Source organism: Microlunatus sp. YIM B11417, assembly GCF_059617205.1.
The window spans coordinates 423,122-447,462 of record NZ_JCAMPJ010000005.1; the positions used below are offsets into that span (position 1 = coordinate 423,122).

A 24,341-nucleotide genomic window follows, 5' to 3' on the forward strand; every position below is an offset into this window, starting at 1 on the left:
CGCCGAAACCTCTCGCGACGCTCCGACTCAGGTCCGGCCCGGGCCGGGTCGCGGGTGGCCCGGCGGTTCGATCATGATCGGCGGAGGAAACGGTTCAGCAGCCCGCGCAGCCGCGGTGGCAGGTCCCGTTCGCCGGCCCGGATGTCGATCCCGGCGCCGGGAGCCTGAACGGTGAAGGTGAAACCGTCCGGCACCGGCGGTCCGGGCGTCGCCGGCCGGAATCCCTGCCACACCGTGGGATCCGCCAGCATCTCGCGCCACTCGGCGGCGTCGCCGGCGCTCAGGTCGTCCGGGTCGCCGGTCCGTTCCAGCCGCATCCCGGCGAAGCCGCCGGACCTGGTCACCGTGACCGGACCAGGGCCCGACCCGGGTGCCGCCCCGGTCGTCATCACCCCGACCTGCTGCCAGGCCTCGGCGACGGCCCGGTGCTGCTCCGATCCGTCTCCGTACCGTTGTGCGGCGGCCGCGACGGTCAGTCGGGCGAAGCCGGCGAAGTCGATGCCGGGGGTGATCTCGGGTCCGGTGAGCACGTCGTACCAGACCGGGCCGGCGCCCTCCCAGCTGTGCCCGCCGATCTTGGTCGCGGCGAGTGCGAAGACGCGATTGGGGATGCCCGAGTTCAGATGGACGCCACCGTTGTCCTCGTCGGTGCTGATGTAGTCGTCCAGGTGGGCCGGCTGCGGATCCTTGCCGAGCAGGTCGTCGTCGTACGCCGTGCCCGGCGCGATCATCGACCGCAGGGCCGATCCCTGCACCTGGTCGGTGAACAGCCCGGCGCCGATCAGCCAGTCGGCCTGGTCGGCCGTCTGCCCGGCGGCGTACTGCTTGGCCAGCGCGCCGAAGACGTCCGAGACGCTCTCGTTCAGCGCACCCGACTGTCCGCGGTAGACGAGGTTCGCCGTGTACTGGGTGACGCCGTGGGTCAGTTCGTGCGCGATCACGTCGAGCGCCAACGTGAACCGGTTGAACACCGTGCCGTCACCGTCGCCGAACAGCATCCGCTGCCCGTCCCATTGTGCGTTGTCCCAGTCCTGCAGGTAGTGCACGCTCGCCCGCAGCGGCAGCCCGGCGTCGTCCAGGCTGTCCCGGCCGAAGGCCTCCTGGAAGAGGAGCCAGGTGGTGCCGAGCCCCTCGTACGCCTCGTTGACCGCGGGGTCGTCGACGGCCGGATCCCCTTCGGAACGGACGGTCCGGCCGGGCACGACGTCGCCGCGCTCGGCGTCGCTGATCACCCGGTGCGGGCGCGGTGCGGCGGGCGCAGCCGCTTCGGCCTCCCGCTCGGCCGCCTCGGCCGGCCGGCGGTCGGGAGCCGGCGTGGCCGTCGGGCGGACCCGCCGGACCCCGGTGTCGAGATCGAGCGTCCGGCGGGCCGACTCGGCGACATGCGCGTCGGGATGGTCCCGCAGCCGTGCGATCAGGTACGGCGGGACGATCGAGGGGTACGGTCCCGGTTCACACCTCATTCTTCGACGATAGCCCGCCCGAACCGGTCCGACGCCCCTGTTCGATCAACGATCTGATCGCGGCGACGCCGGGAGCGCGGGCGATCTCGGCGCCCAGCCGGGCCGACGCGGTGGCGTAGCGGCGGTCGGCCAGGACGCGGCGGACGGCCTCGGCGAGCTGCGGCGGGGTCGGCCGGTTGGTGGCCAGGTTGATCCCGACGCCGGTGTAGGCGATCCGGGCGCCGACCTCGACCTTGTCCTCCGTCGTGCCCGCCACGATCAGCGGAACGCCGTGCCGCAGCGCCGCGTGGACGCCGCCGTACCCGCCGTTGGTGATCATGAGATCCGCCTTCGGCAGCAACTGCCCGAACGGCAGGTAGGTCGCCGCGCGGACGTTGTCCGGCAGGGGCTGCGGCAGGGTGTCCAGCGGGCGTCCGCCGGTGGTCACGACGACCAGCGGATCGGTGGCGGCGGCGCCGGGCCGGCCGAGGGCGGTCAGCGCCGGAGCGATCAGCTGGTCGTAGTCCTGGTTGGCCACGGTGCCCTGGTTGACGATGATCACCGGCCGGTCCTGATCAAGGTCGGCCCACCAGTCGGGCAGCACGGTCGGCTCGGTGGTGGGCAGACTGAGCGGGCCGACGAAGTGAACCCGGTCCGGCAGGTCCGAGCGCGGATACTCGAAGCCCGGCACGCTGAACTGGACGATCGCGTCAGCCAGGGCCGGCCAGTCCATGACGAAGCAGGGCAGCGATCGGCCCGTGGTCTCCCGGACGACCCGCTCGGCCGTCCGCTGCACCGAACCGAAGATCATCTTCTCCGCGACGAACTGCAAGGCTGCGTTGCGGAGCCGGCCGACCGGGCCCCTGAGCGGCTGCAACCCGAGTCCGAACGGTGCGGTGTCCCGGCTGGAGATGCTGAGCGGCAGGGTGCCGGCGATGATCACCATCGGATCCGAGGGGTGCGACCGCTGCAGCAGGTAGGCGCCCCCGCCGACGAACAACGGCTCGGCCAGCACGGCGTCGGTCGGTTCGGCGGCGACCGCTTCACGGACGGCACGGAGTTGGGCCGGCACCGGCTTCAGGAACAGCTCGACGAGGTCGAACTTCATCCGCGCGGCGCCGGTCAACCGGGCCCGCTGGGGGAACTGCTCGTCCAGATCATGATCGAGATCGGCCACGTCCGGCAGCGGAAGATGCTCGGCGCCGGTCCGTTCGACGGCGGACCGGAACGCCGTCCCGGTGAGGAAGCGGACCCGGAAGCCGGCGGCGACGAGTTCGGCCGCGATCGGGAGCAGGGGCGCCACATGTCCGTGGGCCGAGGTGCTGCAGATCAACAGGGAGGGCATGGATGTGCCTCGTTTCAAGAATCAGTAGCTTCTTGGAGTATTCATCACCCTGATAGGGTAGTCAATGTGACGAAGCGTACCTATCGATCGGACCTGCGGTCGGCCCAGGCCGCGACCACCCGCCGCCGGATCCTGGCCGCGGCCGGTGCCTGCTTCGCCGGTGAGGGGTACGGGCGGACGACGTTGGGCGCGATCGCCGAACGAGCCGGGGTGTCCGTCGAGTCGGTCAAGGCCCAGGGCGCCAAGCGGGACCTGCTGCTGGCCGCGTTCGAGCAGACGTTCGCCGGCCAGGAGGGGAGTCGGCCGCTGGTGGAGCAGGAGCCGCTGTCGGCGGTGCGAGGGATCGAGGACAACGGCGCCTTTCTCGACGCCGGGCTGGAGTTCCTGGCCACAGCCAACCGGCGTTCGTACGCACTCTGGCGGGCGCTGACCAGCGCGGCCGACGCGGACGCCGAGATCGCTGAGGTCCTGCGGGGGATCATGGAGCGGCGGCTGGCCGACATCGGGCAGGCGATGGGCCTGTTGCAGCAGCGCGGGATGTTGATCAAGGGCCTCCGCGTCCGCCGGCGGGCCGCGGCTCAGGTGTCCTTCCTGCTGTCGCCCGAGGGTTATCAGCAGCTGGTCGCCGAGTCGGGGTGGTCGCATCGGGAGTATCTGGACTGGCTTCGTACCATGGTCCGGGCGACCCTCGAACGGACGGAGTACTGATGAAGATCATCGTCGACGACCTCTCCGGACCTGAGGTCGCCGCACTGCTGGCCGAGCACTTGGACGACATGCGCGCGACCTCGCCGCCCGAGAGCAAGCACGCGCTCGACCTCGATGATCTTCGCCGGCCCGAAGTGACGTTCTGGACCGTGCACGACGACGGCCAGCTGGTCGGCTGTGGCGCGTTGAAGCGGCTGGACGCGACGCACGCCGAGGTGAAGTCGATGCGCACCGCCAGTGCTCGGCGCGGCGGCGGGGTCGCCTCGACGCTGCTGGCGCACATCATCGACGAGGCGCGCCGGCTGGGCTACGCCCGGCTCAGCCTCGAGACCGGATCGGCCGAGTTCTTCGCGCCGGCCCACCGGCTCTACCGCCGGTTCGGCTTCGTGGACTGCGAACCGTTCGGCGACTACCGGACCGACCCGCACAGCATCTTCCTGACTCTCAGGCTCTGACGCCCGCTCAGCGCAGTCGACCGGACAGCTGGGCGGCGGTCGCCAGGGTCGCCGCGTACTGGGTCGCGACCAGCTTGCGGATCTCGATCACCTGGTACGGCAGTGCACCCGCATCCTCGGCCAGCCACTTCTCGTAACGCTCCGCGAGTTGATCATGAGCGGTACGGATCGGCTCCCGGACGTTGCCGACCGCGAGCTCGCCGGCCAGCGCCCGGAGCAGGATCCCGGCGAACCGGAGCCGGAACTGGTGCACCCCGGCGGTCAGCGAGGACACCTCGGCCACCGTCGCCGGCCGGTCCGCCTCGGGATCGCCGGCCCGTCGCGCAGTGGACTCGGCCGCGTGCCCCATCGAGGTCGTGAAGTAGCGGGCGGCTCGCCACAGGGGAGCGTCGGGAGCCAGCAGATTTCCTTCCGTGGCGGCGATCCCGGCCTGCAGCAGCTCGGCCAGCTCGGCCAGTCCCTCGGCCCGGGCGGCGACCGCCTCGCCGTAGCCGATGGCGGCCGGGCTCGCGTCCGCGATGCTCGGATCGACCCAGTACGGCAGCTCGCTGATCAAGGTCTGGGCGCCGTACCGCCCGGCGTAGGAGGCCGTACTGTCGCCGGCGGTGTTGTGCCACGGCTCGCCGCGCGCGACGGTCCGGTCGTAGGCGTCCTTGATCGAGCCGGCCCGGTAGATCCCGTCGGCCAGCCGGACGATCTCGGGCGACTCCGGTTCGCCGCGGTCCAACATCAGCCCGAGTCGCTCCGGCACGTCCTGCAGGATCGGATAGAGCTCCGGTTCGGGCCGGCTCAGGTAGTAGTAGACGCCGCCGATCTCGCTGTTGTGCAAGGAGCAGACGAGGTCCGGCCGGTGCTGGTCGATCAGCCGCATCAGCGTCTGGGTCTCCGGGATCGCGGCGTCGAAGTAGGCATCCTTGTAGTTCAAGGGATACGTCCACTCCACCTGATCATGGCCGGCCGGGCGGTAGAAGTGCCGCGCGTAGTGCTCCCGGGAGAACGGGCCCTTGAGCCAGCCGTGGTTGAGTCGCAGGCCGTCCGGGTCGATGCAGGCCACGATCCGCCAACGGTGGTTCAGCCGGTCCCGCAACTCGGCGTCCTCGGTCAGCCGCCGGGCCAGGTGCAGCGCGGTCAGCCCGCCGATCGGCTCGTTCGGGTGGGGCAGTCCGAAGACCAGGGCCTCGGCCGCGCCCGGCCGGTCCTCGTCGATGATCAAGCAGAGCAATGGCTCGCCCTGCCGCGAGGTGCCGACCCGTTCCACCCGGGCCAGGTCCGGATGATCATCGGCGATCGCCCGCAACCCCGCCGCGAGCTCGTCGACCCCGGCGAACGCCTCGTACGAAGGGACGGTGGTCAGTTCGTCGGCCAGCCAGCCGGGGACGGCGTCGCTCGTGGTCATGGGTCGAGTCTTCCGGGTGCCGGGCTCGGTGGAGGAGGCGGGGCGGCGTCCCGCCGTACCGCGGCGATCTCCTCGTCGGTCAGTCCGGCCTCGCGCAGGACGGTCTCGGTGTCGGCGCCCAGCCGCGGCGGCAGGGCGGGCTCGACCGAGGAATCGGCCAGCCGGACCGGGCTGCGTGGGAACCGGTAGCGGCCGCTGGCGTCGGTCAGTTCGACGAAGAAGCCGACGTCGGTCAGGTGCGGGTCCTGCTCCAGGTCCTCCAGCCGATTGACCGGCGCCGCCGGGATGTCCAGCCGGCGGCAGAGCTCCAGCCAGTGCTCGGTCGGCTCGGTGGCGATGATCTCGGCGAGCAGGCGGTACAGCTCGTCGATGTGCCGGGTCCTGGCGCCAAGATCGACCAGCCGTGGGTCGTCGACGAGCTCCGGGCGGCCGACCTCGGTCAGGAACGCGTGCCAGTGCCGATCCCCGTACGGCATCACACAGACGTGGCCGTCCAGCGTCGGATAGGGCCGCCGCCAGGGTGACAGGATCCGGGTGTAGCCGGCCGCCGCCTGCTCGCCCGGCGGGTCGACCCGATGCCGCGCGTGCAGGTGCTCGGTGAGCAGGAAGGACGCCATCGACTCGAGCATCGGCACCTCGACCAGTTGGCCGCGGCCGGTCCGCTCGCGCTGGAACAGAGCGGCCAGGATCGCGTGCGCCGCGGTCAGGCCGCCGATCTTGTCGGCGATGATCGTCGGCAGGTAGCGGGCCTCACCGGTCTGCCGGCGGAGCAGGTCGGCCGCGCCGGAGAGCCCCTGCACGATGTCGTCGTAGGCGGGCTGCTCGCGGTAGCGACCGCCCGCTCCGAAGCCGGCCAGCTCGGCGAAGATCAACCGCGGGTTCGTGGCGAGCACCGTCTCCGGATCCAGGCCGAGAGCGGCCATCTTGTGCGGCCGCATGCTGTGCATGATCACGTCCGCCCGTTCGGCCAGCCGGAGCAGTGCGGCCCGCCCGGCCGGCCGCTTCAGATCGAGTGCGACGCTGCGCTTGTTCCGGTTGCTGCCCAGGAAGAGTGCGGCATAGCGTTCCTCGGCGCCGGGTCCGGCCGAGCGCACCGGATCCCCGGCCGGCGACTCGACCTTGATCACGTCCGCGCCGTAGTCGGCCAAGATCAACGAGGCATAGGGCCCGAACACGACCGTGGTCAGGTCGAGCACGCGGATGCCGTCGAGTGCCGGGCGCAAGGCGTTCCCCCTCACGATCGCAGCGGACCGTGTTCGTCGTACTCGGCGATCGCCTTCGCCCCCGCCGCTGTGCAGATCGGCCCGAGCAATCCCTGCTCGACATGGACCCGGAGGACGGCGGCCACCGCATCGGCGGCAGCGTGCACCCGGCGGCGAAGGTCGTCGGGTAGCGGCGAGTTCTTCGGGGCTGCCAGCACGCTGCACAGGCGTCCGACCGGCTTCGCCAGCTCGTGCGGATCATCCAGGAGAGTGAAGTCCCGGTAGCCGAAAAGGCTGCCGAGGACGGCGATCGATTCCCGTGCGGCCTGGTCGCGCGTGCGCGGCGGCAGGATCTGGTGCCAGGGCTCGCCGACCAGCCAGCGGGCTGTTCGAAGATCGACCCAGGGATCCGCCGCGAACCGCTCGGCCGGGATGATCTTGAGGTCCAGCGGACCGGGCCAGGGTCTTGCCGCGAGCGCGTCGAAGCATGCCTGCTCGGCGCTGATGCGGTCGTCGTCGTGTTCCGTTGCGGACAGCCCGAGCACATCGACGTCGCTGCGCGGCCCGGCCTCGCCACGGGAATGGCTGCCGTGCAGGAACACACCCAGCCGGATCGACGCGTACCGCTCGGCGACCGGCTGCAGGAGGTCGCGGAGGTCTTCGCTGATGGCGGGCATGGTCCTTGATCGTAGGCCAGTGGCGATCTGATGGACTGTCTCCCATGACGGAGGTGACGCCCGTGCGGGTGCGGCCGGCCGGGCCCGAGGACCGCGAGGCGATCTTCGACCTGCTGACGGGTTCCTGGGGCGGCACCCGTGTGGTCGCGCACGGTGTCGTGTACGACGTCGCGACGTTGCCCGCGTTGATCGCGGAGCGGGGCGGTGGGATCTGCGGACTGCTCACGTACGACGAATCCGAGCAGGGGTTCGAAGTGGTCACGCTCGACGCGGTCGAGCGGCGGTCCGGGGCCGGGACCGCGCTGATCGAGGCGGCCGCCGCGCTGGCTCGGCGCACCGGTTGGTCCCGGCTCTGGCTGGTCACGACCAACGACAACCTTGATGCGCTGCGGTTCTACCAACGGCGCGGGCTGCGGATCGTCGAGGTCAGGCCGGGAGCGGTGGATGCGGCACGGCGGCTCAAGCCGTCGATCCCGGAGACCGGGGATCACGGGATTCCGCTGCACGACGAGCTGGTCCTCGAACTCGTCCTGGACCCCGCGTAGGAGAATTCATCAGACGTAGTACGGTTTCGCGGCTCCGGGCGATGCGACGAGAGGGTTGACGATGAGCACCGATCGGATCGAGGTTCATGCCAGCCCGATCGGCTCGCCGTACGGCGACGGCTCGCGGGGCTATCCGGTCCGTGACCTGCACGCCGCGATCCGGCTGGTCCGGCTCCGTCGAGAGCCCGGCCAGCGCGCCGTGATCTGGCTGGCCGGTGGCGAGTACCGGCAGCGGACCCGGCTCGACCTGACCGGCGCCGATTCCTTCACGTCGTTCGTCGCGGCCGATTCCGAGACAACGCCGGTGATCACCGGAGCGGAGCCGATCATGGGTTGGCGCACCGTGGAGGTCGCCGGTCGTGAGCTGTTCGCGGCGGCCGCGCCGAGTTCGTCCGGCCGTTGTCTGTACGTGAACGGGCAGCGGGCCGACCGGCCGCGGCACCCGCGCGACGGCTACCGCTGGATCGAGGAGGTCGCCGGGCTCGATCCGGCCGGCGACTTCGTCGGGACCCTGTTCGACGGCTCGGACCGGTTCCGGTTCGCCGCCGGGGACGTACCACCGTTGGCGGATCCGAGCCGGGTCGAGGTCGTCGTTCCGCACTACTGGGTCCAGGAACGGATGCCGATCACCGAACTCGATCATGAACGCCGGATGATCATCAGCAACCTGCGCAGCATCTTCGCCCTGCGCGACGACGCGGCGGCGCGGTTCGCCCGCTACTACCTGGACAACGTCGCCGAGGCGCTGGGCGAGGTGCCGGGCGAGTGGTATCTCGATCATGACGGCCGGCTGACCGGCGCGGACGGCCCACAGGTGCTCTACTGTCCGCGTCCGGGTGAGACGGCGGACGGGATCGAGGCCCGGATGCCGATCCTCGACGCCTTCGTCCGGCTCGCCGGCACGGCCGAGGCCCCGGTGCGGGAGGTGCGGTTCGAGGGCATCGCCTTCGAGGAGGCCGACTTCGCGGAGGTGCCGCCGGCCACGCCGCCGTTCGGGGTCCGCGAGGACCCGGTGCTGCCGCCGGACGGCCGATTCGCCGCCGACGTTCAGGCCGCCAGCACGGTTCCGGCCGCGCTGCAGTTCGACCATGCCCGCTCCTGTGCCGTCCTGGACGGCCGGATCGAACGGGTCGGTGGCTACGCGATCAGCCTCGGACCGGGCAGCCGCGGCAACCTGATCAGCGGGACGACTTTTCGTGATCTTGGGGCCGGCGCGGTGCGCAGTGGCGGCGCTCTCGACTCGGGCAGTCCGGAATTCAACGAGGACAACGAGATCAGCGACAACGTGATCGAGCGCGGCGGTCGCAGCTATCCGAGCTGTGTCGCCGTCCTGGTCCAGCACGGGGCGCACCACGTCATCGCGCACAACACGATCAGCGACTTCCGCTACACCGGGATCTCGGTGGGCTGGGTCTGGGACTACGGCCCGAGCCCGTCGGTCGGCAACGTGATCGAGGGCAACCACATCCATGATCTCGGCCAGGGACTGCTGAACGACATGGGCGGGGTCTATCTGCTCGGCATCGCGCCCGGCACGGTCGTCCGCGGCAACCACATCCACGACGTGCGGTGCGCCAACTACGGCGGCTGGGGCATCTATCTCGATGAGGGGTCGTCGCACGTCGTGGTCGAGGGCAATGTCGTGCACGACGTGTCGAGTCAGGCCTATCACCACCATTACGGCCGGGAGTCGATCATCCGCGGCAACGTGTTCGCGTTCGGCGGCCAGGGGCAGGTGTCGATCACCCGGCCGGAGCCGCACGTGTCGTTCACCTTCGAGCGCAACATCGTCGTCGGGCAGGGGTCGCCGGCGTTCGTCGGGTCCGCTGGTGACAAGTCGGTGCAGCGGTACCGGATCGTCAGCGATCTCAACCTGTACTGGGATTTCGACCCGATCGACGGTGCGGTACGGGCAGCGGACGGCGCCCGCCGGCTGGACGAGTCGGGCGTGATGGGGTTCGCCGTCACGGAGCCGCTGGACCGGGCCTGGCGGCAAGCCGGTCATGATCGTCATTCGGTGGACGCGGATCCCGGCTTCCTCGATCCGGCCGGTCGTGATCTTCGGGTCCGGCCCGGGTCGCCGGCGGAGGAGTTGGGGATCACGGTGCCCGATCCGAGCCGGGTCGGGCCACGTCCGGTCGAGCAACGGCTGCACCCGTTGGCGGTAAGGACGCGACCGTAGCGTCGCTGCCCGTACCGTAGGAACCGACAAGGCCGGAGCAGACGAGGACGCCATGAAGATCATCGGATATCGGACCCTGACCACGGTGCACCCCTGGCGCCGGGCGATCGGCGACGCCAACGGGAACCTGCCGGACGCGGTGACCGAGGTGCCGATCGTGATCATCGAGACCGACGAGGGGATCGACGGGATCGGCATCGGCTCGCACACGGACCTGGACCGGTTGTTCCCGGCGATCGAGGGCGAGGACCCGCGGTCGGTCGCGGCGCTGTTCGACCGGATGATCGCGCGCGTCTTCAAGTCGGGGCACGCCGGCGCGACGTACGGCGGGATCGCCACGCTCGACGCCGCACTCTGGGACATCAAGGCCAAGGCGGCCGGCGAACCGCTGTGGCGCCTGCTCGGCGGCCGGGACCGGTTCCTGCCCGGGTACGCGTCCGGCCTCGACATCGCCCTGACCGACGACGAACTGCACGCGTTCTACGCGGAGTTCGCGGAGCGCGGTTTCGTCGCCGGCAAGCTCAAGGGCGGTCTTGATCTTGATGCCGACCTGCGCCGGCTCGGCGTGGTCACCGACGCGCTCGCCACCCACACGGCGCGACCCGGCCTGATGTTCGACGCGAACGAGTCCTGGCAGCTCAAGCAGGCGGTCCGCTACGTGGCGGCGCTGGAGGAGCGGTACGACCTGACCTGGGTCGAGGAACCCTTGCGTCGTTGGGATGCGGCCGGGCACGCGCGGCTGTCGAACGCGATCCGCGCGGCCGTGGCGACCGGCGAGAACCTGACCGGCCTGGACCAGTTCCGGCCGCTGTTCGACGCCGGCACCCCGGACATCGTCCAGGCCGGAGCGGGCTGGGGGATCAGCCACTTCCTCCGCCTCGGGCACGCCGCGGCCTCGCGCGACCTTCCGGTCAGCATCGTCGGCCACGACGCGAACCCCGCCACGGCCGCGGCTGCCGCAGCCTTGCCGAACCATCTGACCACCGAGGTGCAGGACCTCCGCCCGCCCGTCGGCCTGGCGGTCGATCAGGTGATCACCGACGGCGGCATCGTGCTCGGCGACCAACCCGGCGCCGGGATCACCGTCGACGAGGGCGCGATCGCCGCGGCCGCCGACGCCGGCTGGTCCACCCCGACCGGCCCCCACACCCGCCCGCCCCGAGCCGGCCTCCGCCTCATCCTCGACGGCACCGAACGCTGATTCTCCCTCCCTCCCAAATCCGCCGACCGGTCACAAAAGCAGGCGTTTGGGCGGCGTGTCGCCGCTTTGTTGACCTGTCGCTGGGCCTGGGGGGAGGGGCGCGCCGGTGGTCGCGACCGCAGGCCGGTGAGGTAGGTCCAGCCAATGTGGGCGTCGGCATGCGGTGCTGGCACCTGCGTGAGCGTCCCCGGCGCGCCGAACTCGTCATGTGGCTGACCGCGGTCGCTGGGCGCCGCTGCGTTCGGGGTGCCATCCGGGGCCTGTCGTGCGGCACGATCTCCGGAAGCCGCGCGAAGGGCAGACTCCTGGCCGGGCCTCGACGAGCGTTGCGCCGTGTTGAGACAGCCGTGGCTTGGAAGATGCGAAGCCGGCCTCGAGTTGCGACGCGTGCCGGCCAAGGAGGCCCGCGAGCGGACGGCAGATTCGCCCCCAACCCGGACGATGTCGCGCCCGCGCCGTACTCGTCCTGAGCACCCGCCCCACCCCCTGCCGCCCACCAGTCACTTCCGCAGCGACACGCCGCCCAAACGCCTGCTTTTGTGACCGGTCGGCGGGTTTTGAGGGGGGTCAGGTGAGGTTGAGGATGACCTTGAGGCGGGTGGGGGTGGCGCCGGCGCAGAGGGTGTAGGCGTCGTTGACGGCGTCCGGGCCGAGGACGTGGGTGATCATGGTCAACAGTTCGCGGTGCTCGGACAGGTAGGCCGCGGACTGCAGCAGGGCGGCGTTCCATTCCTGGGTGACGCCGAGGTGGAGGGTGATCGCGCGGTCGAAGGCTTCCCGGAACGGCAGCGTGTACTCGAGGTCGTCGGGCACGCCGAACGCGTACAGGTGGCCGAGCTGGGCGGTGCCGCGGATCGCGTGCGGCAGGGTGTCGGTCTGGTGCCCGACGGCCTCGATGCAGATCTCGGCCGGTTCGGCGGCGCTCGTCACCCAGTCCGCGATGCCGCCGACGAACAGGTCGTCCACGCCGAAGGTCTCCGCCACCGACGAGCGGTCGACCGGGTCGATGCCGGTGACCCGCGCGCCGCGCTCGTGCAGGACGTGGCTGAACAGCAGCCCGATCGGGCCGAGTCCGATCACCGCGGCGGTACGGCCTCGCACGTCCGGCAGTCGGTCCAGGGCGTACATGATCGTCGCCAGCGGCTGGACCACGACGGACTCGACCAGGGTGAGCCCGTCGGGGACGGGCACCACGGTGTCGGCGGACACCCGGACCAGTTCGGCGAGGCCGCGCTGACCGGTCATGCAGCCGCAGACGGCGTCCCCGGGCGCGAACCGGGGATCCCGGCTCGCCACGACGGTCCCGGCGATCTCGTGCATCGGGTAGCCGGGCCCGGCCTGGTCGTGCGGCGAGAACCGTTTCCCGGTGAGGAACTTCGGCAGGTCGCTGCCGCAGATCCCGCCCGCCTCGACCCGGACCAGCACCTCACCGGGCTCCGGGTCGGCCTCGACCGGCACCTCCCGGCGAACCAGGTGACCCGGACGGTCCAGTTGGTAGGCCCACATCTGACGCTGCTCGGTGACCGTCATCGAGGAAGTTCGTCTCCTATCACCACGATGGTCCGACCGGTCTCGCAGACCGCGCGCTGGTAGCAGGCGATCATGATGCCGTCGCGGTGCGCGACGATCGGCTCGAACCGGGCCGGATGATGATCGACATCGTACAGACGGCCCAGCAGCTGCCCGGCCCGGACGTCGGCGCCGGGTGTCAGCACCGGTTCCCAGATCCCGCCGCGCGGCGCCGGCACGTAGTCGGCCAGGTCGTCGGCGCGGACGATCCGGGCCGAGCCGGGTTCCCGGCCGAGGATCGGTTCCGGTTCGCCCGGCAGCAGTCCGGTCCGGCGGAGCACGTTGATCACGCCCTGGTGGACGTGGGCGACGCCGGTCGGGCTGACGGTCTCGCCGCCGCCGAACTCGCCGCCGATCGCGATCTTGCCGCGGTCCTCGGCGTGGTCGGTGAGCAGCCCGCTGGCCAGCTGCCGCGAATAGACGAAGACGTACGGAGTCGCGAACACGGACGCCAGGTCCAGCGACTCGGCGAACCGCCGCTCGTCCGGCACCGGATGCAGCGACGTGCACAGGGCGTAGGCCGCCTCGCGACCGCCCGCGTGCAGGTCGAGCACCACGTCGGCCTGCTCGATGATCCTGGTCGAGACGAAGTGCGCGATCCGGTACGAGAGCGAGCCGCCCGGGTCGCCGGGAAAGGCCCGGTTCATGTTGACCCCGTCCTCGACGGCAGCCCGGGTGCCGTGCCGGCAGGCGTCCTCGCTCAGCCGCGGCATGATGATCACCCGGCCGGTCAGCTGGGCGGGATCCAGCTCGGCGCACAGCCTGGTCAGCGCCACCTGGCTCTCGTACTCGTTGCCGTGGGTGCCGCCGAAGACCGCCACCGTCCGCCCGTCGGCGCCCGAGCCGTGGGTCGGGTTGAGCACGGTCAGCGGCACCAGCGACGAGCCCCAGCTGCCGTCCAGGCCGAAGTTGACCCGGTGATGGGTGGCCCCGGGCCGGTCCCACGGCACCTGGTCCGGCTGGATGATCATGACTCCTCCTCGAGGAACCTGGAGAGCACGGTGTTGGTCAGCCGGGTCAGTTGATCATCGAGCAGCAGGCTCGGGATGTAGGTCATCGAACCGGCCGAGAAGACCCGGCCGCCACCCGGCAATCGGCGCAGGATCAACTCGGCGCCGCCGTCGTCGGGGTTGGTCCCCTTGGCGATCAGCTCGACGTCGCCCGGCGCGCTCGGCGTGATCTTGTCGGTCTCGTGCCCGGAGGCGCCGCCGGGGACCCGTTCGCTCAGGCTGGCCAGCCCGATCAGGTCGCCGCGCCGCAGGCCGGAGCCGGCGAACGCCCAATGGTCGGCGTCGAGCACCCGGTACGGCGCTCCGGTGCCCTCACCGGCGTGGGTGAAAGTGCTGCCGAGCAGCTCGGCCTGCGGTCGGTAGGACTTGTGGAACCGGCTCTCCAAGGACGCCTGCGCGGGATCGGACCGATCCGGCTGCTGGGTCAGGTAGGTGGCGGCGCTGCCGGTCTCGTCGTAGACGATCTCGCAGTCGATCCCGTTGCCGCCGAGGTACGCCAGCCGGCCGCCCCGCTCCACCCAGGCCCGCACCCGTTCGTACATCTCCCGGGACCAGTACTCGGGGTGGCATTCCAAGATCAACACCCGGTACTGATCAAGGTCGAGCACGCCCGTGTGCAGCTGGTGATCGGCGTAGACGTCGTGCGACCAGCCCTCCCGTTCCAGCCAGCCGACCAATCGCCAGAATCCCGGCGCCAAGGTGCCGGAGATCCTTCCCGCCAAGGGATCCGTGACCTCCTCGTCCGGACCGACCGCGCATTCCAGGTCGGGCCGGTCGAACGACAGCGGCGGGTACGTGCCGTTCGGCGCGGTCTGGCTGACCGAGTTGCCGATCACGTACCTGGGCAGGTCCTGTCGGGCACTGACCACCGGGGTGGCCGGCAGCCCGGCCTCGTTGATGTAGTTGCTTCGACCGCCGAACCGGTTGTACGCGTTCCAGTTGTTGGTGCCGGCGAGCACCGCGACCTGCGTCGTGGGCGCGGCGGGCGCGACGACCCACGGGAACGAGGTCTGCCGGCCGGACGGGGTCTCGATCCGGACGTAGTAGAGGCCGCTGCGGTCCGGGGCGACCAGCCGGCGGACATGGCCGGGGCTGGTGAAGCCGGTCTGGTTGAAGCCGGCGCCGTCCCGGGCCAGGTCATGATCGGGCAGCACCTGCCGCATGGCCTGCGGGCCGTGCTCGTCGAACCAGCCGAGCAGCTCCACCGGCTCGCGGCGCAGGCCGTACCGCCACAGCGTCGCCCGGTACGGCTCGGGCGAGTGCACCCGCAGCTCGGCGGTGTCGCCGGCCGCCGACCACTTGGGCCAGACGTAGCCGTACAGGGAATCCGAGAGCATTCTGATCATGGCCGGCCGGCCGGTGCTCACCCGGCACCGCTTCGGCCCGTACCCGTCCCGGGCCAGCACCAGCCGGTAGCTGCCCGGGCCGAGGTCGGCGTGCACGGCGCCCGACGCGGTCGACCGGGTGACGGCGAGGAACGTCCCGTCGGCGTCGGTGATCTCCACCGCGACGTCGGCCAGGGCCTGGTAGAGCTCGTTGCTGACATGACCGAGCAGCACTGTTGATCTTCCTTCTCGGGCAGGCGTTGATCACGCCAGGGCGGCCGGCGGCTGCAGCGCGCCGGGGAAATGGCAGGCGACCAGGTGGCCGTCCGGACCGCCGGCCAGCGGCGGATCCTCCACGGCACAGATGTCCTGGACGGCGGGGCAGCGGGTCCGGAACCGGCAACCGGACGGTGGATCGATCGGGCTCGGCACATCTCCGGTGAGAATGATCCGCTCCCGTCGCGGCCCGGTCTTCGGCGTCGGGATGGCCGACATGAGGGCCACCGTGTACGGATGCAGGGCGCCGGCGAACAACTGCTCGGAGGTGGCCAGTTCGACCACCCGGCCGAGATACATGACCGCGATCCGGTCGCTGATGTAGCCGACCACGGCCAGGTTGTGCGCCACGAACACATAGGTCAGCCCGAACTCGGAGCGCAGATCGACCAGCAGGTTGAGCACCTGGGACTGGATCGACACGTCCAGCGCGGAGACCGGCTCGTCCGCGATCACCAGCCGCGGCTTGAGCACCAGTGCACGGGCGATCCCGATCCGCTGCCGCTGGCCGCCGGAGAACTCGTGCGGATAGCGGTTGATCGCATCGGCGCTGAGCCCGACCCGGTCCAGCACGTCCAGGATCGCCTGCCGACGGCCCGCCCGCGGAACGATCCTGTGCACTGCGAGGCCCTCGGCGATGATCTCGCCGACCTTGAGCCGCGGGTTCAGCGACCCGACCGGGTCCTGGAAGATCATCTGCAGGTCGCGCCGGAGCCGTTTCAGCGGCCCGGCGCCGAGCCCGGTCAGGTCGGTCCCGTCGAACGTCACCCTGCCGTCGGTCGGTTCGACCAGCCGGAGCAGGGTCCGGGCCAGTGTCGACTTGCCGCAGCCCGACTCGCCGACCAGCCCGAGCGTCTCACCGGGCCGGATCGCCAGGTCGACACCGTCCACGGCGCGGACGACGGGGCCGCCGCGGGAGCCGAGCCGGCCGCCGACCGGGAAGTGCGTCTTCAGCCCGGTCGCGGTGAGGATCGGCTGCTGGGTCTCGGTCATCGCGCTGCCGCCTTCCGCTCCGCGTACCGGGGATCGTGCAGCCAGCAGGCGACCTGCTGATCACCGGCGAGCCGGAGCCCGGGATACTCCGTGCGGCACGGCTCGAAGACGGCGTCGCAGCGGTCGGCGAAGCGGCAGCCGACCGGCCACTGGCGCGGGTTCGGCACGGTGCCGCGGATCACTGTGAGCCGCTGGTCCGACCGCATTCCGATCACCGGGATGGATTCCAGCAAGGCCTTCGTGTACGGGTGTTTCGGCCGCTCGAACGTGTCGGCGACGCTGCCGTACTCGACGATCCGGCCGGCATACATGACCGCCACGTCGTCGGCCAGTTCGGCCACCACTCCGAGGTCGTGGGTGATCATCAGGATGGCCATCCCGAGCCGCTCCTTGAGCTCGCGCATCAGGTCCAGGATCTGCGCCTGGATCGTCACGTCGAGCGCCGTGGTCGGCTCGTCGGCGATCAGCAGCCTCGGGTCGCAGCTGAGCGCCATCGCGATCATGACCCGCTGTCGTAGTCCGCCGGAGAGCTGGTGCGGGAAGCTCTGCGCGCGCCGGGCCGGATCCGGCACGCCGACCAGGGCCAGCATCTCGATCGCCCGCTCCAGGGCCGCGGCCTTGGATCCCTTGCGGTGCAGCAGGACGGCCTCGGCGATCTGGGCACCGACCCGGTGCGACGGGTTCAGCGACGACATCGGCTCCTGGAAGATCATCGAGATCTCGTTGCCGCGGACCTGCTGCAGCTGATGCTCGGACAGCCCGGTCAGCTCGCGGCCGCCGTAGCGCACCGAGCTGCCTTCGGCGATGTAACCGGGCCGGTCGACCAGTCCCATGATCGACAACGCGGTCTGGCTCTTGCCGGAGCCCGATTCGCCCACCAGGCACAGGGTTCGGCCCGGCTGGATGGTGAGGTCGATGCCGTCGACCACCCGCCGGGTCCCGCTGCGCAACCGGAACTCGGTGGTCAGTCCGCGCACCTCGAGCAGCGGTTCGGTCACGGTGCCGCCACCTCCTCGGTCGGTTCGTCGTCATCGCTGGCCCACCAGTAGCGGTGCGAGGTGATCACGAAGCCCTGCTCCGGATAGAACCGGTGCGCCGCCGCCCGCTCCGGCGTCAGGCCGCAGGTGAGCTCGATGCCGGTGCAGCCGAGCCGGCGGGCCAGATGCTTGGCGGAGTTGATCAAGGCCCGGGCCGCGCCGCGCCGGCGCCGGTCGGAGTCGCTGACCAGGGCGGTGATCCGGAGCAGCGGCTCGGCGTGGCCGAACGGCAGCTCGGACTTGATCGCGACCAGTCCGGTCACCACGCCCTCCTCGTCGACGGCGACCAGCACCCGCTCGTCGCCCCGGGCCAGTCGGCGGCCGGCCTCGGCCTCGTCGACACCGGGTGCGCCGAGTTGGGTGAGCAGTACGGCCACCCGGGCCGCGTCGTCCGACACCGCGTCCCGGACCATGATCGACAGGGCCTCAGTTGGCATCGCGCATCCTCGGGTCGAGTACGTCACGGAGGCCGTCGCCGAGGAAGTTCAGCCCGAGCACGACGAGCATGATCGCCGCGCCGGGGAAGACGGCCAGCCACGGCGCGATCTGCATGTAGGTCATCGAGTCCTTGAGCATGCTGCCCCAGGACGGTTCCGGCGGCTGGGTGCCGAGGCCGAGGAAGCTCAACGCCGCTTCGGTCAGGATCGCCGACGACAGATAGATCGTGCAGAGGACGATCACCGGGCCCAGCACGTTGCGCAGCACATGCCGGGTCATGATGCCGAGGTGGGAGACCCCGAGCGCCCGGGCGGCCTCGACGAACGGCAGTGCCATCACCGACAGGGCCGAGCCCCGGATCACCCGCGCGAACGCCGGGATGTAGACGATCCCGATCGCGATCATGGCGTTGGTCCGGCTCGGCCCCAGCAGGCCGGCGATCAAGATCGCCAGGACCAGGCCGGGGACGGCGAACATGATGTCCGTGATCCGCATCAGGATCAGGTCCAGCGCTCCTGAGAAGTACGCCGAGCTGATCCCGATGACCAAGCCGCCGACCAGGGCGATCGCGACCGAGACCGCGCCGACCTGGAGGGAGACCTGGGCTCCGTGGATCACCCGGGACAGCACGTCGCGGCCGAGCTGGTCGGTGCCCATCGGGGTGGCGCCGCCGGGCGGCAGCAGCCGGCCGGCGTCCTGCGCCGAGTACTCGATCGGCCAGAGCAGCGGACCGGCTACCGCACACAGCACGGTGATCACCAGGATCACGGCCCCGACCATGCCGAGCGGGTTCCGGCTCAGCTCGTCCAGCCGGGCGATCCACTGCGGTGCGGTGATCGTCGCCGGGGCGGGCACGGTGGCCGGTTGATCGGTCGTCGTCATCGTCGCTCGATTCGTGGGTCGAGGATTCCGTACACCAGGTCGACCACCAGGTTCAGCACGACGAACACGGTGGCCAGGAACACGGCGGTCACCTGGACCACCGGGTAGTCGCGGTTGTAGGTGGCCTGGACCAGCGTGTTGCCGACGCCGGGCAGTCCGAAGATCACCTCGATCACCGTCGCGCCGCCCATCAGGTTGCCGACCTGGGCGCCGACCAGCGTGATCACCGGGATCAGGGCGTTCCGGACGGCGTGCCGGGTGATCACCTGCAGCAGCGGCGCGCCCTTGGCCCGGGCGGTCCGGACGTAGTCCTCCCGGAGCACGTCCAGCACGCTGGTCCGGGTCATCCGCATCACCGCGGCGAGCAGGTAGAGCGACACCGCGAACGACGGGATCGCCATCTGTGCAAGGTTTCCGAGCGGATCCTGCCAGATCGGGATCCAGGTCACGGACGGCACCCAGAAGAAGAACGTCGAGGTGATCAACAGCGCGATCAGGGCGATCCAGAAGTTCGGCATGGACAGGCCGATCAGGCCGCCGAGCCGGGTGATCAGGTCCAGCACGCTGTTCCGCCGGACGGCCGAGATCACGCCGAGCGGCACGCCGACGACGACCGCGAAGACCGTCGCGAGCAGGGTGATCTCGAGCGTGATCGGCAGGGCGCGGAGCAGGGTGTCGCTGACCGGCTGGCCGCTCAGGAAGGACTTCCCGAGGTCGCCGGTGAAGAAGCCGGTGAGGAAGTTCCAGTACTGCACCGGGAGTGGGTCGGCGAGCCCGAGCTCGTTCAGCATCGCCTGCTGGCGTTCCGCGCTGGCGCCCGCGTCACCTCCGGTGAGCGTGTTGGACACGTCGCCCGGCAGCAGCCGGACCAGAGCGAAGATCAACACCGACATGCCGAGCAGGGTCGGGATCACCTGCAGCAGCCGGCGAGCCAGGTAGCGGCTCATGAGCCACGCGCCCTGAGCCTGTCGGAGCGTCGTCCTGAGCCTGTCGAAGGGGGGCCAAGGCGATCGGGCCTGCCCTTCGACAGGCTCAGGGGACGTTCGTGACTCATTCGCTGACCCAGGCCTCGGGAAGCCCGCGGAACGAGTCCTCGACGGCCACGTACATCCCCTGGACCCGGGACCGCTGGGCCTGGAACCGCTGGATCGCGACGATCGGCAGGGTCGGCCACTCGGTCAGCACGATCTCCTGCATCCGGGTGTAGATCTCCTTCCGCTTCGCCTCGTCGGTCTCGCCGATGCCCTTGTTGATCAAGTCGGTCAGCTCGTCGTTCTTGTAGCCGCCGGCGAACCAGGCCTTGTAGTTGGAGCCGGCCGGATCGAAGTCACTGAAGTAGCCGCTCGGGTCGCCGCGCATGCCGCGTCCGGTGGACTGCCACTGGAAGTTGCCCTCGGCGTTGTTCTTGGCGAAGGTGCCGATCTCCAGCGGCTGGACGGTGACCTCGATGTTGATCTCGGCCAGCTGCTCCTTCATCATCTGGGCGATCTGGACGTAGTCGTCCGGGGTCGACAAGGCTTCCAGGGTGACCTTGAAGCCGCCCTCGAGGCCGGCCTCGCGCATCAGCGCCTTGGCCTTCTCCAGGTCGTGCTTCTCGTACGTGCTGGCCAGGTCCTCCTGCGGGATCGGCCAGTCGCCGTAGCTCGGCGGGATCTTGGAGGTCAGCTGGGCCTCGCCGGCGTAGATGTTGTTGATCATCTTCTGCCGGTCGATGGCCAGGTTGATCGCCTGCCGGACCCGGACGTCGCCCCACGGCTCGCCCTTGCCCTTGTTGGTGAACTGAACCTCGCGGAACGCCGCGTTGAGGCGCTTCTGCACCACGACGTTCGGGTTGTTGGCCAACGTCCGGGCGATGTCGGCGTTGAGGTTGCAGCCGTCGATCTGGCCGGAGACCAGGTTGGCCAGCCGGGCCTGGATGTCCGGCAGGATCTTCAGCGTGATCCCGTCCAGGTAGGGCCGGCCCTCCTGCCAGTACTGATCGTGCCGGGTCAGCGCGACGTGATCGTTGGGCACGTAGGCGTCGAGCTTGAACGGTCCGGTGCCGTTCGCGGAGTTGCGCGGGTCGAGGTCGTCGTACAGACCCTTCCGCGCGATGAAGGAGTACGTGAGCCAGGCGCAGTAGCCGAGCACGGTGCCGTCGGGCTGGCTCATGTTGAGCTTGATCGTGTGGTCGTCGACGATCTCGACCTCGGCGACCTTGGGATAGAACGACGTGACCGTGCCGGGCGGCGGCGGCGACTTCTGCAGGTCGAACGAGTACTTGACGTCCGCGGCCGTGAAGTCGTCACCGTTGTGGAACTTGACGCCCTTGCGCAGCTTGAAGATGTACGTCCTGTCGTCCGGCACCTCCCAGTCCTCGGCGAGGGCCGGCTGCACCTTCAGGTCCTTGTCCCAGGTGACCAGGGACTCGTAGATGAGGTCCTTGACCTGGACACCGGACTGGTTGGGCGTGCCGAACGGTGCGAGCGAGGCGGGGTCCGCCTCGAGGGCCCAGGTCAGCGACCCGCCGCGGCGCGGCGGGCCGGTGACGGGGGCTTTCGGGGCGGGCTGCTGGCCCGGAGCGCAGCCGGACATGAAGAGCGCGAACGCGGACAGTCCGGCACCGCCGAGCAGCGCCCGGCGGGTGAGGTCGCTGGAAACGAAAGGGTCCATGATCAATTCCTGAGGGCGAGAGGTCCGGCGGGACGGTCTTTCACTGACCGGAGTGGATATTCTCGTATTTTGAATATATCTTCAGCACTCTGAGTGATGAAGATGCTAATCGCGCGCCGACGGGCTGCGCAAGAGATCGCCGAACGATGTCTCAGGTCCGTTACCGGGCGGAAACGACAGCGCGTGCCCGGCCTTCAGGCCGGGCACGCGCTTTGTTGATCTTGTGATTCAGACCGGAAGGTCAGTTTCCGAAGCCGCCGGACTCTCCGTCGCCGCCCTCGGAGTCTCCGCCGCCGTAGCCGCCGCCCGATTCGCCGCCGGAGTCTCCGCCGCCGTAGCCGCCGCCGGAGTCTCCGCCGCCGTAGCCGCCGCCGGACTCGCCGCCGGAGTCTCCGCCGCCGTAGCCGCCGCCGGAGTCTCCGCCGCCGTAGCCGCCGCCGGACTCGCCGCCGGAGTCACCGCCGCCGTAGCCGCCGCCCGATTCGCCGCCGGAGTCTCCGCCGCCGTAGCCGCCGCCCGATTCGCCGCCGGAGTCTCCGCCGCCGTAGCCGCCGCCGGACTCGCCGCCGGAATCTCCGCCGCCGTAGCCGCCGCCCGATTCGCCGCCGGAATCTCCGCCGCCGTAGCCGCCGCCCGATTCGCCGCCGGAGTCACCGCCGCCGTAGCCGCCGCCCGATTCGCCGCCGGAGTCACCACCGCCGTAGCCGCCGGACTCGCCGCCACCCGAATCGCCACCGTAGCTCTCGGATGAACCTCCGGATTGGTTGTCACTCGAGCCGTACTGGTTCTCGTTCTCGTCGCCCGAGCCGAATGTCTCTTCGCTCATGTTTCCTCCGTTGGTCCTGTACCTACGTGGCTGGTCGTATCACGAGCGCCTGGTGGCGTCGTGTTATTACAGTTATCGTGATTTGGAATCCCTGGCTAGGGGGTTCAGCTGATTTTGTGAGAATTTCGCCGAGATGTCGTCCGGTCACACAGGATTCCATGATCATCTTCGTAGATGATCTTGAGTGATGGCTGAGACAATCGTCCGGTGACGACGGTGACGCGAGTCCGCTGCCTGCGGACCAGACACGACGGAAGCTGGACCATTCTCAAGATCGAAACCGACCAGCCGGGTTTGTACGGCCTCGGATCGGCGAGTGATCGCTACAATCCCGCCGCTGTGGTCGCGGTGATCGACCAACTGTACGGACCGATGCTGATCGGCCGGGAGGTCGCCGACATCGCCGACATCTGGCAGACTCTCTATCCGGCCGGCTACTGGCGCAACGGGTCCGTCAGTAACACCGCGCTGGCTGCGATCGACGTTGCGCTGTGGGACATCAAGGGCAAGGAGGCGGGACTCCCGATCCATCAACTGTTGGGCGGGAAGGCACGGTCGGCCGTGCCCTGTTACGCCCACGCGGCCGGCGCGACGTTGCCGGAGTTGATCGAGGACGTCCAGCGCTACGTGGATTCCGGCTGGCCGGTGATCCGTTGCCAGCTCGGGAACTACGGCGGTGGCGGGTTCGTCAGCGGGCCGGCGGCGCGGCTGCCGCGCGACCCGTGGCAGAGCCGCCCGTTCGACGAGGAGGCCTATCTCACGGCGACGCCGGCGATGTTCGCGACGCTCCGGGAGAGATTCGGGCCGGAGATCAAGTTCACCCACGACGTGCATTCACATCTGTCCCCGCAGAACGCGGTGCTGCTGGCCCGTTCCCTGGAACCGTACGGATTGTTCTTCGTCGAGGACATCCTGCCGCCGGAGCACGTCGACTGGTATCGCCAGCTGCGTCAGTCGTCGACGACGCCACAGGCTGTGGGGGAGTTGTTCACGCATCCGCTGGAGTGGCGGCCGTTGATCACCGAACGCTTGATCGACTTCATCCGGACCCGGATCTCGAAGGTCGGTGGGATCACGGCTGCGATCAAGATTGCCCACCTGGCCGAGGCGTTCGGGGTCCGTACCGCCTGGCAGGAGGGCGGGGACAACGACCCGCTGAATTTCGCCGCGGCCGCACAGGTGGATCTGGCCTGTTGGAATTTCGGGATCCAGGAGGAGAACCATTTCCGGCCCGAGGAACTGGAGGTGTTCCCGGGCGCGCCCGTGGTCGAGAACGGCTATCTCTATCCGTCCACCGCTCCCGGCCTCGGCGTCGACCTGGACGAGGCGAAGGCGGCGGCGTTGCTGAGGACCGATCCGGCCGGCTACCACCAGCCGTACGGCACCGACCGGAAGGCCGACGGCACCGCGGTGCGGCCCTGACCCCGGCCTCGGCAGCAGGGCCGAAGGTCCCTCCGTCCGCCGACCTTCGCTCCTGACGGCGGACCGGCTCGGCGGGTGATCGTGTGGACATGATCGAGACCGCCGTCCCGCCGACCATCCCGCACCTGTTGACCGTCGCCGCCGGACCGGAGGATCTCTTCGACGCGCTGGGCGCGATGGTGGGCTCCTTCGTGGAGCACGAGTCGACCGTTCGCACCGTCCTGCTGTCGGACGGGCGCACCGTCGACGGCGTCGTGGAGTCGCAACTCGACCGGAGCCATCGGATCGCGGCCTCCGCGGAGCGCCTCGGCGTGGACGAGGTGGTGCTGCTGGAGCACCGGATCACCGACGTACCGCGGCTCGACGTCCCGGCCCTGGTCCGGGAGTTGTTGATCAATCTGGTCCGGCCCGACGCGATCCTGGTCGCCGATCCGAGCGACCGCCGGGCCCGTACCGCACGGGGTCGGCTCACCACCTACCGGGCGAGCGCCCGGCTGGCCCGGCTGATCGGCGTCCCGCTCTACTGCTGGGCGGCTACGGCACCGGACCGGGTGCGGATCGGTGCGCCCACGTTGGAGGTGCTGGTCTCGCGTTCCCGGCAGCGGTCCGCGATGCTCCGATTCCAAGGGATCCCGGAGGTTCTCGGGCGTGTGGCGCGGCCCTGGCCGGAGCGGGAGTTCCTGACCAGGGAGGGTGCGGCCCCCGCCGTCGCTCGCCGTACGGCGGAACAACTGGGCTCGCCCACCTGAACAGCGGGC

Annotated in this window: 22 protein-coding genes; 7 read left to right on the forward strand and 15 right to left on the reverse strand. The window is 70.2% G+C overall.

What is annotated here, in order from left to right; genetic code table 11:
* Window positions 1-71 precede the first annotated feature (71 nt).
* Entirely contained in the window at window positions 72-1,463 is a 1,392-nt protein-coding gene (locus AC6CCG_RS24425) for a protealysin inhibitor emfourin (protein WP_496657339.1), read from the reverse strand.
* A complete protein-coding gene (locus tag AC6CCG_RS24430) occupies window positions 1,453-2,787 on the reverse strand; it encodes a glycosyltransferase (RefSeq protein WP_496657341.1) in 1,335 nt (444 codons plus the stop codon). Before AC6CCG_RS24430 ends, AC6CCG_RS24425 begins: the two co-directional genes overlap by 11 nt.
* A gap of 66 nt (window positions 2,788-2,853) precedes the next feature.
* On the opposite strand from AC6CCG_RS24430, the gene AC6CCG_RS24435 reads away from it, so the two are divergent.
* Window positions 2,854-3,495: a TetR/AcrR family transcriptional regulator gene (locus tag AC6CCG_RS24435; protein ID WP_496657344.1), complete on the forward strand. Its 642-nt coding sequence runs from the start codon at window positions 2,854-2,856 to the stop codon at window positions 3,493-3,495.
* The gene (locus AC6CCG_RS24440; protein ID WP_496657345.1) at window positions 3,495-3,950 is read left to right on the forward strand and encodes a GNAT family N-acetyltransferase; all 456 of its coding nucleotides are present in this window, start codon (window positions 3,495-3,497) and stop codon (window positions 3,948-3,950) included. The genes AC6CCG_RS24435 and AC6CCG_RS24440 overlap by 1 nt, the downstream gene beginning before the upstream one ends.
* A gap of 7 nt (window positions 3,951-3,957) precedes the next feature.
* Here AC6CCG_RS24440 and AC6CCG_RS24445 read toward each other — a convergent pair whose 3' ends face one another.
* From AC6CCG_RS24445 to AC6CCG_RS24455, 3 genes are read right to left on the reverse strand one after another with little or no spacing between them, the layout of a single operon-like run.
* Window positions 3,958-5,346 (reverse strand): M14 family zinc carboxypeptidase, encoded by a 1,389-nt coding sequence (locus tag AC6CCG_RS24445; RefSeq protein WP_496657346.1) that lies wholly within the window; start codon window positions 5,344-5,346, stop codon window positions 3,958-3,960.
* Window positions 5,343-6,584 carry a CaiB/BaiF CoA transferase family protein gene (locus tag AC6CCG_RS24450; RefSeq protein ID WP_496657347.1) on the reverse strand — a complete coding sequence of 414 codons (1,242 nt, stop codon included), beginning with the start codon at window positions 6,582-6,584 and terminating at the stop codon, window positions 5,343-5,345. The genes AC6CCG_RS24445 and AC6CCG_RS24450 overlap by 4 nt, the downstream gene beginning before the upstream one ends.
* Entirely contained in the window at window positions 6,581-7,225 is a 645-nt protein-coding gene (locus AC6CCG_RS24455) for a nucleotidyltransferase domain-containing protein (RefSeq protein WP_496657349.1), read from the reverse strand. The genes AC6CCG_RS24450 and AC6CCG_RS24455 overlap by 4 nt, the downstream gene beginning before the upstream one ends.
* Window positions 7,226-7,269: 44 nt before the next feature.
* Between AC6CCG_RS24455 and AC6CCG_RS24460 the strand changes: the two genes are divergently transcribed.
* The 3 genes from AC6CCG_RS24460 (at window position 7,270) to AC6CCG_RS24470 (ending at window position 11,153) form a co-directional block, all read left to right on the forward strand.
* Window positions 7,270-7,770: a GNAT family N-acetyltransferase gene (locus tag AC6CCG_RS24460; RefSeq protein WP_496657350.1), complete on the forward strand. Its 501-nt coding sequence runs from the start codon at window positions 7,270-7,272 to the stop codon at window positions 7,768-7,770.
* Between the two features lie 61 nt (window positions 7,771-7,831).
* A complete protein-coding gene (locus AC6CCG_RS24465; protein WP_496657352.1) occupies window positions 7,832-9,952 on the forward strand; it encodes a right-handed parallel beta-helix repeat-containing protein in 2,121 nt (706 codons plus the stop codon).
* Window positions 9,953-10,004: 52 nt separating this feature from the next.
* Window positions 10,005-11,153, forward strand: coding sequence for a mandelate racemase/muconate lactonizing enzyme family protein (locus AC6CCG_RS24470; RefSeq protein WP_496657353.1), 1,149 nt, complete (start codon window positions 10,005-10,007; stop codon window positions 11,151-11,153).
* A 567-nt stretch (window positions 11,154-11,720) separates the two neighbouring features.
* Here AC6CCG_RS24470 and AC6CCG_RS24475 read toward each other — a convergent pair.
* From AC6CCG_RS24475 to AC6CCG_RS24520, 10 genes are all read right to left on the reverse strand, one after another.
* A complete protein-coding gene (locus AC6CCG_RS24475; RefSeq protein ID WP_496657355.1) occupies window positions 11,721-12,683 on the reverse strand; it encodes an alcohol dehydrogenase catalytic domain-containing protein in 963 nt (320 codons plus the stop codon).
* Window positions 12,680-13,693 carry a M14 family metallopeptidase gene (locus tag AC6CCG_RS24480; protein ID WP_496657357.1) on the reverse strand — a complete coding sequence of 338 codons (1,014 nt, stop codon included), beginning with the start codon at window positions 13,691-13,693 and terminating at the stop codon, window positions 12,680-12,682. The genes AC6CCG_RS24475 and AC6CCG_RS24480 overlap by 4 nt, the downstream gene beginning before the upstream one ends.
* Window positions 13,690-15,291 carry a N,N-dimethylformamidase beta subunit family domain-containing protein gene (locus AC6CCG_RS24485; protein ID WP_496657358.1) on the reverse strand — a complete coding sequence of 534 codons (1,602 nt, stop codon included), beginning with the start codon at window positions 15,289-15,291 and terminating at the stop codon, window positions 13,690-13,692. Before AC6CCG_RS24485 ends, AC6CCG_RS24480 begins: the two co-directional genes overlap by 4 nt.
* Window positions 15,292-15,321: 30 nt before the next feature.
* Complete coding sequence (locus AC6CCG_RS24490; protein ID WP_496657360.1) at window positions 15,322-16,326, reverse strand: ABC transporter ATP-binding protein; 1,005 nt, start codon at window positions 16,324-16,326, stop codon at window positions 15,322-15,324.
* Complete coding sequence (locus tag AC6CCG_RS24495; RefSeq protein WP_496657361.1) at window positions 16,323-17,324, reverse strand: ABC transporter ATP-binding protein; 1,002 nt, start codon at window positions 17,322-17,324, stop codon at window positions 16,323-16,325. The genes AC6CCG_RS24490 and AC6CCG_RS24495 overlap by 4 nt, the downstream gene beginning before the upstream one ends.
* Window positions 17,321-17,800: a GNAT family N-acetyltransferase gene (locus AC6CCG_RS24500; RefSeq protein ID WP_496657363.1), complete on the reverse strand. Its 480-nt coding sequence runs from the start codon at window positions 17,798-17,800 to the stop codon at window positions 17,321-17,323. The genes AC6CCG_RS24495 and AC6CCG_RS24500 overlap by 4 nt, the downstream gene beginning before the upstream one ends.
* The gene (locus AC6CCG_RS24505; protein ID WP_496657364.1) at window positions 17,790-18,683 is read right to left on the reverse strand and encodes an ABC transporter permease; all 894 of its coding nucleotides are present in this window, start codon (window positions 18,681-18,683) and stop codon (window positions 17,790-17,792) included. The genes AC6CCG_RS24500 and AC6CCG_RS24505 overlap by 11 nt, the downstream gene beginning before the upstream one ends.
* Window positions 18,680-19,630 (reverse strand): ABC transporter permease, encoded by a 951-nt coding sequence (locus AC6CCG_RS24510; RefSeq protein WP_496657365.1) that lies wholly within the window; start codon window positions 19,628-19,630, stop codon window positions 18,680-18,682. The genes AC6CCG_RS24505 and AC6CCG_RS24510 overlap by 4 nt, the downstream gene beginning before the upstream one ends.
* 103 nt (window positions 19,631-19,733) lie before the next feature.
* A complete protein-coding gene (locus tag AC6CCG_RS24515; RefSeq protein ID WP_496657367.1) occupies window positions 19,734-21,335 on the reverse strand; it encodes an ABC transporter substrate-binding protein in 1,602 nt (533 codons plus the stop codon).
* Window positions 21,336-21,576: 241 nt separating this feature from the next.
* The gene (locus AC6CCG_RS24520; protein WP_496657368.1) at window positions 21,577-22,161 is read right to left on the reverse strand and encodes a hypothetical protein; all 585 of its coding nucleotides are present in this window, start codon (window positions 22,159-22,161) and stop codon (window positions 21,577-21,579) included.
* A gap of 216 nt (window positions 22,162-22,377) precedes the next feature.
* Here AC6CCG_RS24520 and AC6CCG_RS24525 point away from each other — a divergent pair, with 216 nt between their 5' ends.
* Together AC6CCG_RS24525 and AC6CCG_RS24530 are read left to right on the forward strand one after the other, a co-directional pair.
* The gene (locus tag AC6CCG_RS24525) at window positions 22,378-23,583 is read left to right on the forward strand and encodes an enolase C-terminal domain-like protein (RefSeq protein WP_496657441.1); all 1,206 of its coding nucleotides are present in this window, start codon (window positions 22,378-22,380) and stop codon (window positions 23,581-23,583) included.
* Between the two features lie 89 nt (window positions 23,584-23,672).
* Window positions 23,673-24,332 carry a PIG-L family deacetylase gene (locus AC6CCG_RS24530; RefSeq protein ID WP_496657370.1) on the forward strand — a complete coding sequence of 220 codons (660 nt, stop codon included), beginning with the start codon at window positions 23,673-23,675 and terminating at the stop codon, window positions 24,330-24,332.
* The last annotated feature ends 9 nt before the right edge of the window (window positions 24,333-24,341 follow it).

Excerpts from the sequence above, each read along its gene's own strand:
- AC6CCG_RS24425 (WP_496657339.1), bottom strand. The coding sequence starts at position 1,463 with ATGAGGTGTGAACCGGGACCGTACCCCTCGATCGTCCCGCCGTACCTG.
- AC6CCG_RS24430 (WP_496657341.1), bottom strand. The coding sequence starts at position 2,787 with ATGCCCTCCCTGTTGATCTGCAGCACCTCGGCCCACGGACATGTGGCG.
- AC6CCG_RS24440 (WP_496657345.1), top strand. The coding sequence starts at position 3,495 with ATGAAGATCATCGTCGACGACCTCTCCGGACCTGAGGTCGCCGCACTG.
- AC6CCG_RS24445 (WP_496657346.1), bottom strand. The coding sequence starts at position 5,346 with ATGACCACGAGCGACGCCGTCCCCGGCTGGCTGGCCGACGAACTGACC.
- AC6CCG_RS24455 (WP_496657349.1), bottom strand. The coding sequence starts at position 7,225 with ATGCCCGCCATCAGCGAAGACCTCCGCGACCTCCTGCAGCCGGTCGCC.
- AC6CCG_RS24460 (WP_496657350.1), top strand. The coding sequence starts at position 7,270 with ATGACGGAGGTGACGCCCGTGCGGGTGCGGCCGGCCGGGCCCGAGGAC.
- AC6CCG_RS24465 (WP_496657352.1), top strand. The coding sequence starts at position 7,832 with ATGAGCACCGATCGGATCGAGGTTCATGCCAGCCCGATCGGCTCGCCG.
- AC6CCG_RS24470 (WP_496657353.1), top strand. The coding sequence starts at position 10,005 with ATGAAGATCATCGGATATCGGACCCTGACCACGGTGCACCCCTGGCGC.
- AC6CCG_RS24475 (WP_496657355.1), bottom strand. The coding sequence starts at position 12,683 with ATGACGGTCACCGAGCAGCGTCAGATGTGGGCCTACCAACTGGACCGT.
- AC6CCG_RS24480 (WP_496657357.1), bottom strand. The coding sequence starts at position 13,693 with ATGATCATCCAGCCGGACCAGGTGCCGTGGGACCGGCCCGGGGCCACC.
- AC6CCG_RS24490 (WP_496657360.1), bottom strand. The coding sequence starts at position 16,326 with ATGACCGAGACCCAGCAGCCGATCCTCACCGCGACCGGGCTGAAGACG.
- AC6CCG_RS24500 (WP_496657363.1), bottom strand. The coding sequence starts at position 17,800 with ATGCCAACTGAGGCCCTGTCGATCATGGTCCGGGACGCGGTGTCGGAC.
- AC6CCG_RS24505 (WP_496657364.1), bottom strand. The coding sequence starts at position 18,683 with ATGACGACGACCGATCAACCGGCCACCGTGCCCGCCCCGGCGACGATC.
- AC6CCG_RS24510 (WP_496657365.1), bottom strand. The coding sequence starts at position 19,630 with ATGAGCCGCTACCTGGCTCGCCGGCTGCTGCAGGTGATCCCGACCCTG.
- AC6CCG_RS24515 (WP_496657367.1), bottom strand. The coding sequence starts at position 21,335 with ATGGACCCTTTCGTTTCCAGCGACCTCACCCGCCGGGCGCTGCTCGGC.
- AC6CCG_RS24520 (WP_496657368.1), bottom strand. The coding sequence starts at position 22,161 with ATGAGCGAAGAGACATTCGGCTCGGGCGACGAGAACGAGAACCAGTAC.
- AC6CCG_RS24530 (WP_496657370.1), top strand. The coding sequence starts at position 23,673 with ATGATCGAGACCGCCGTCCCGCCGACCATCCCGCACCTGTTGACCGTC.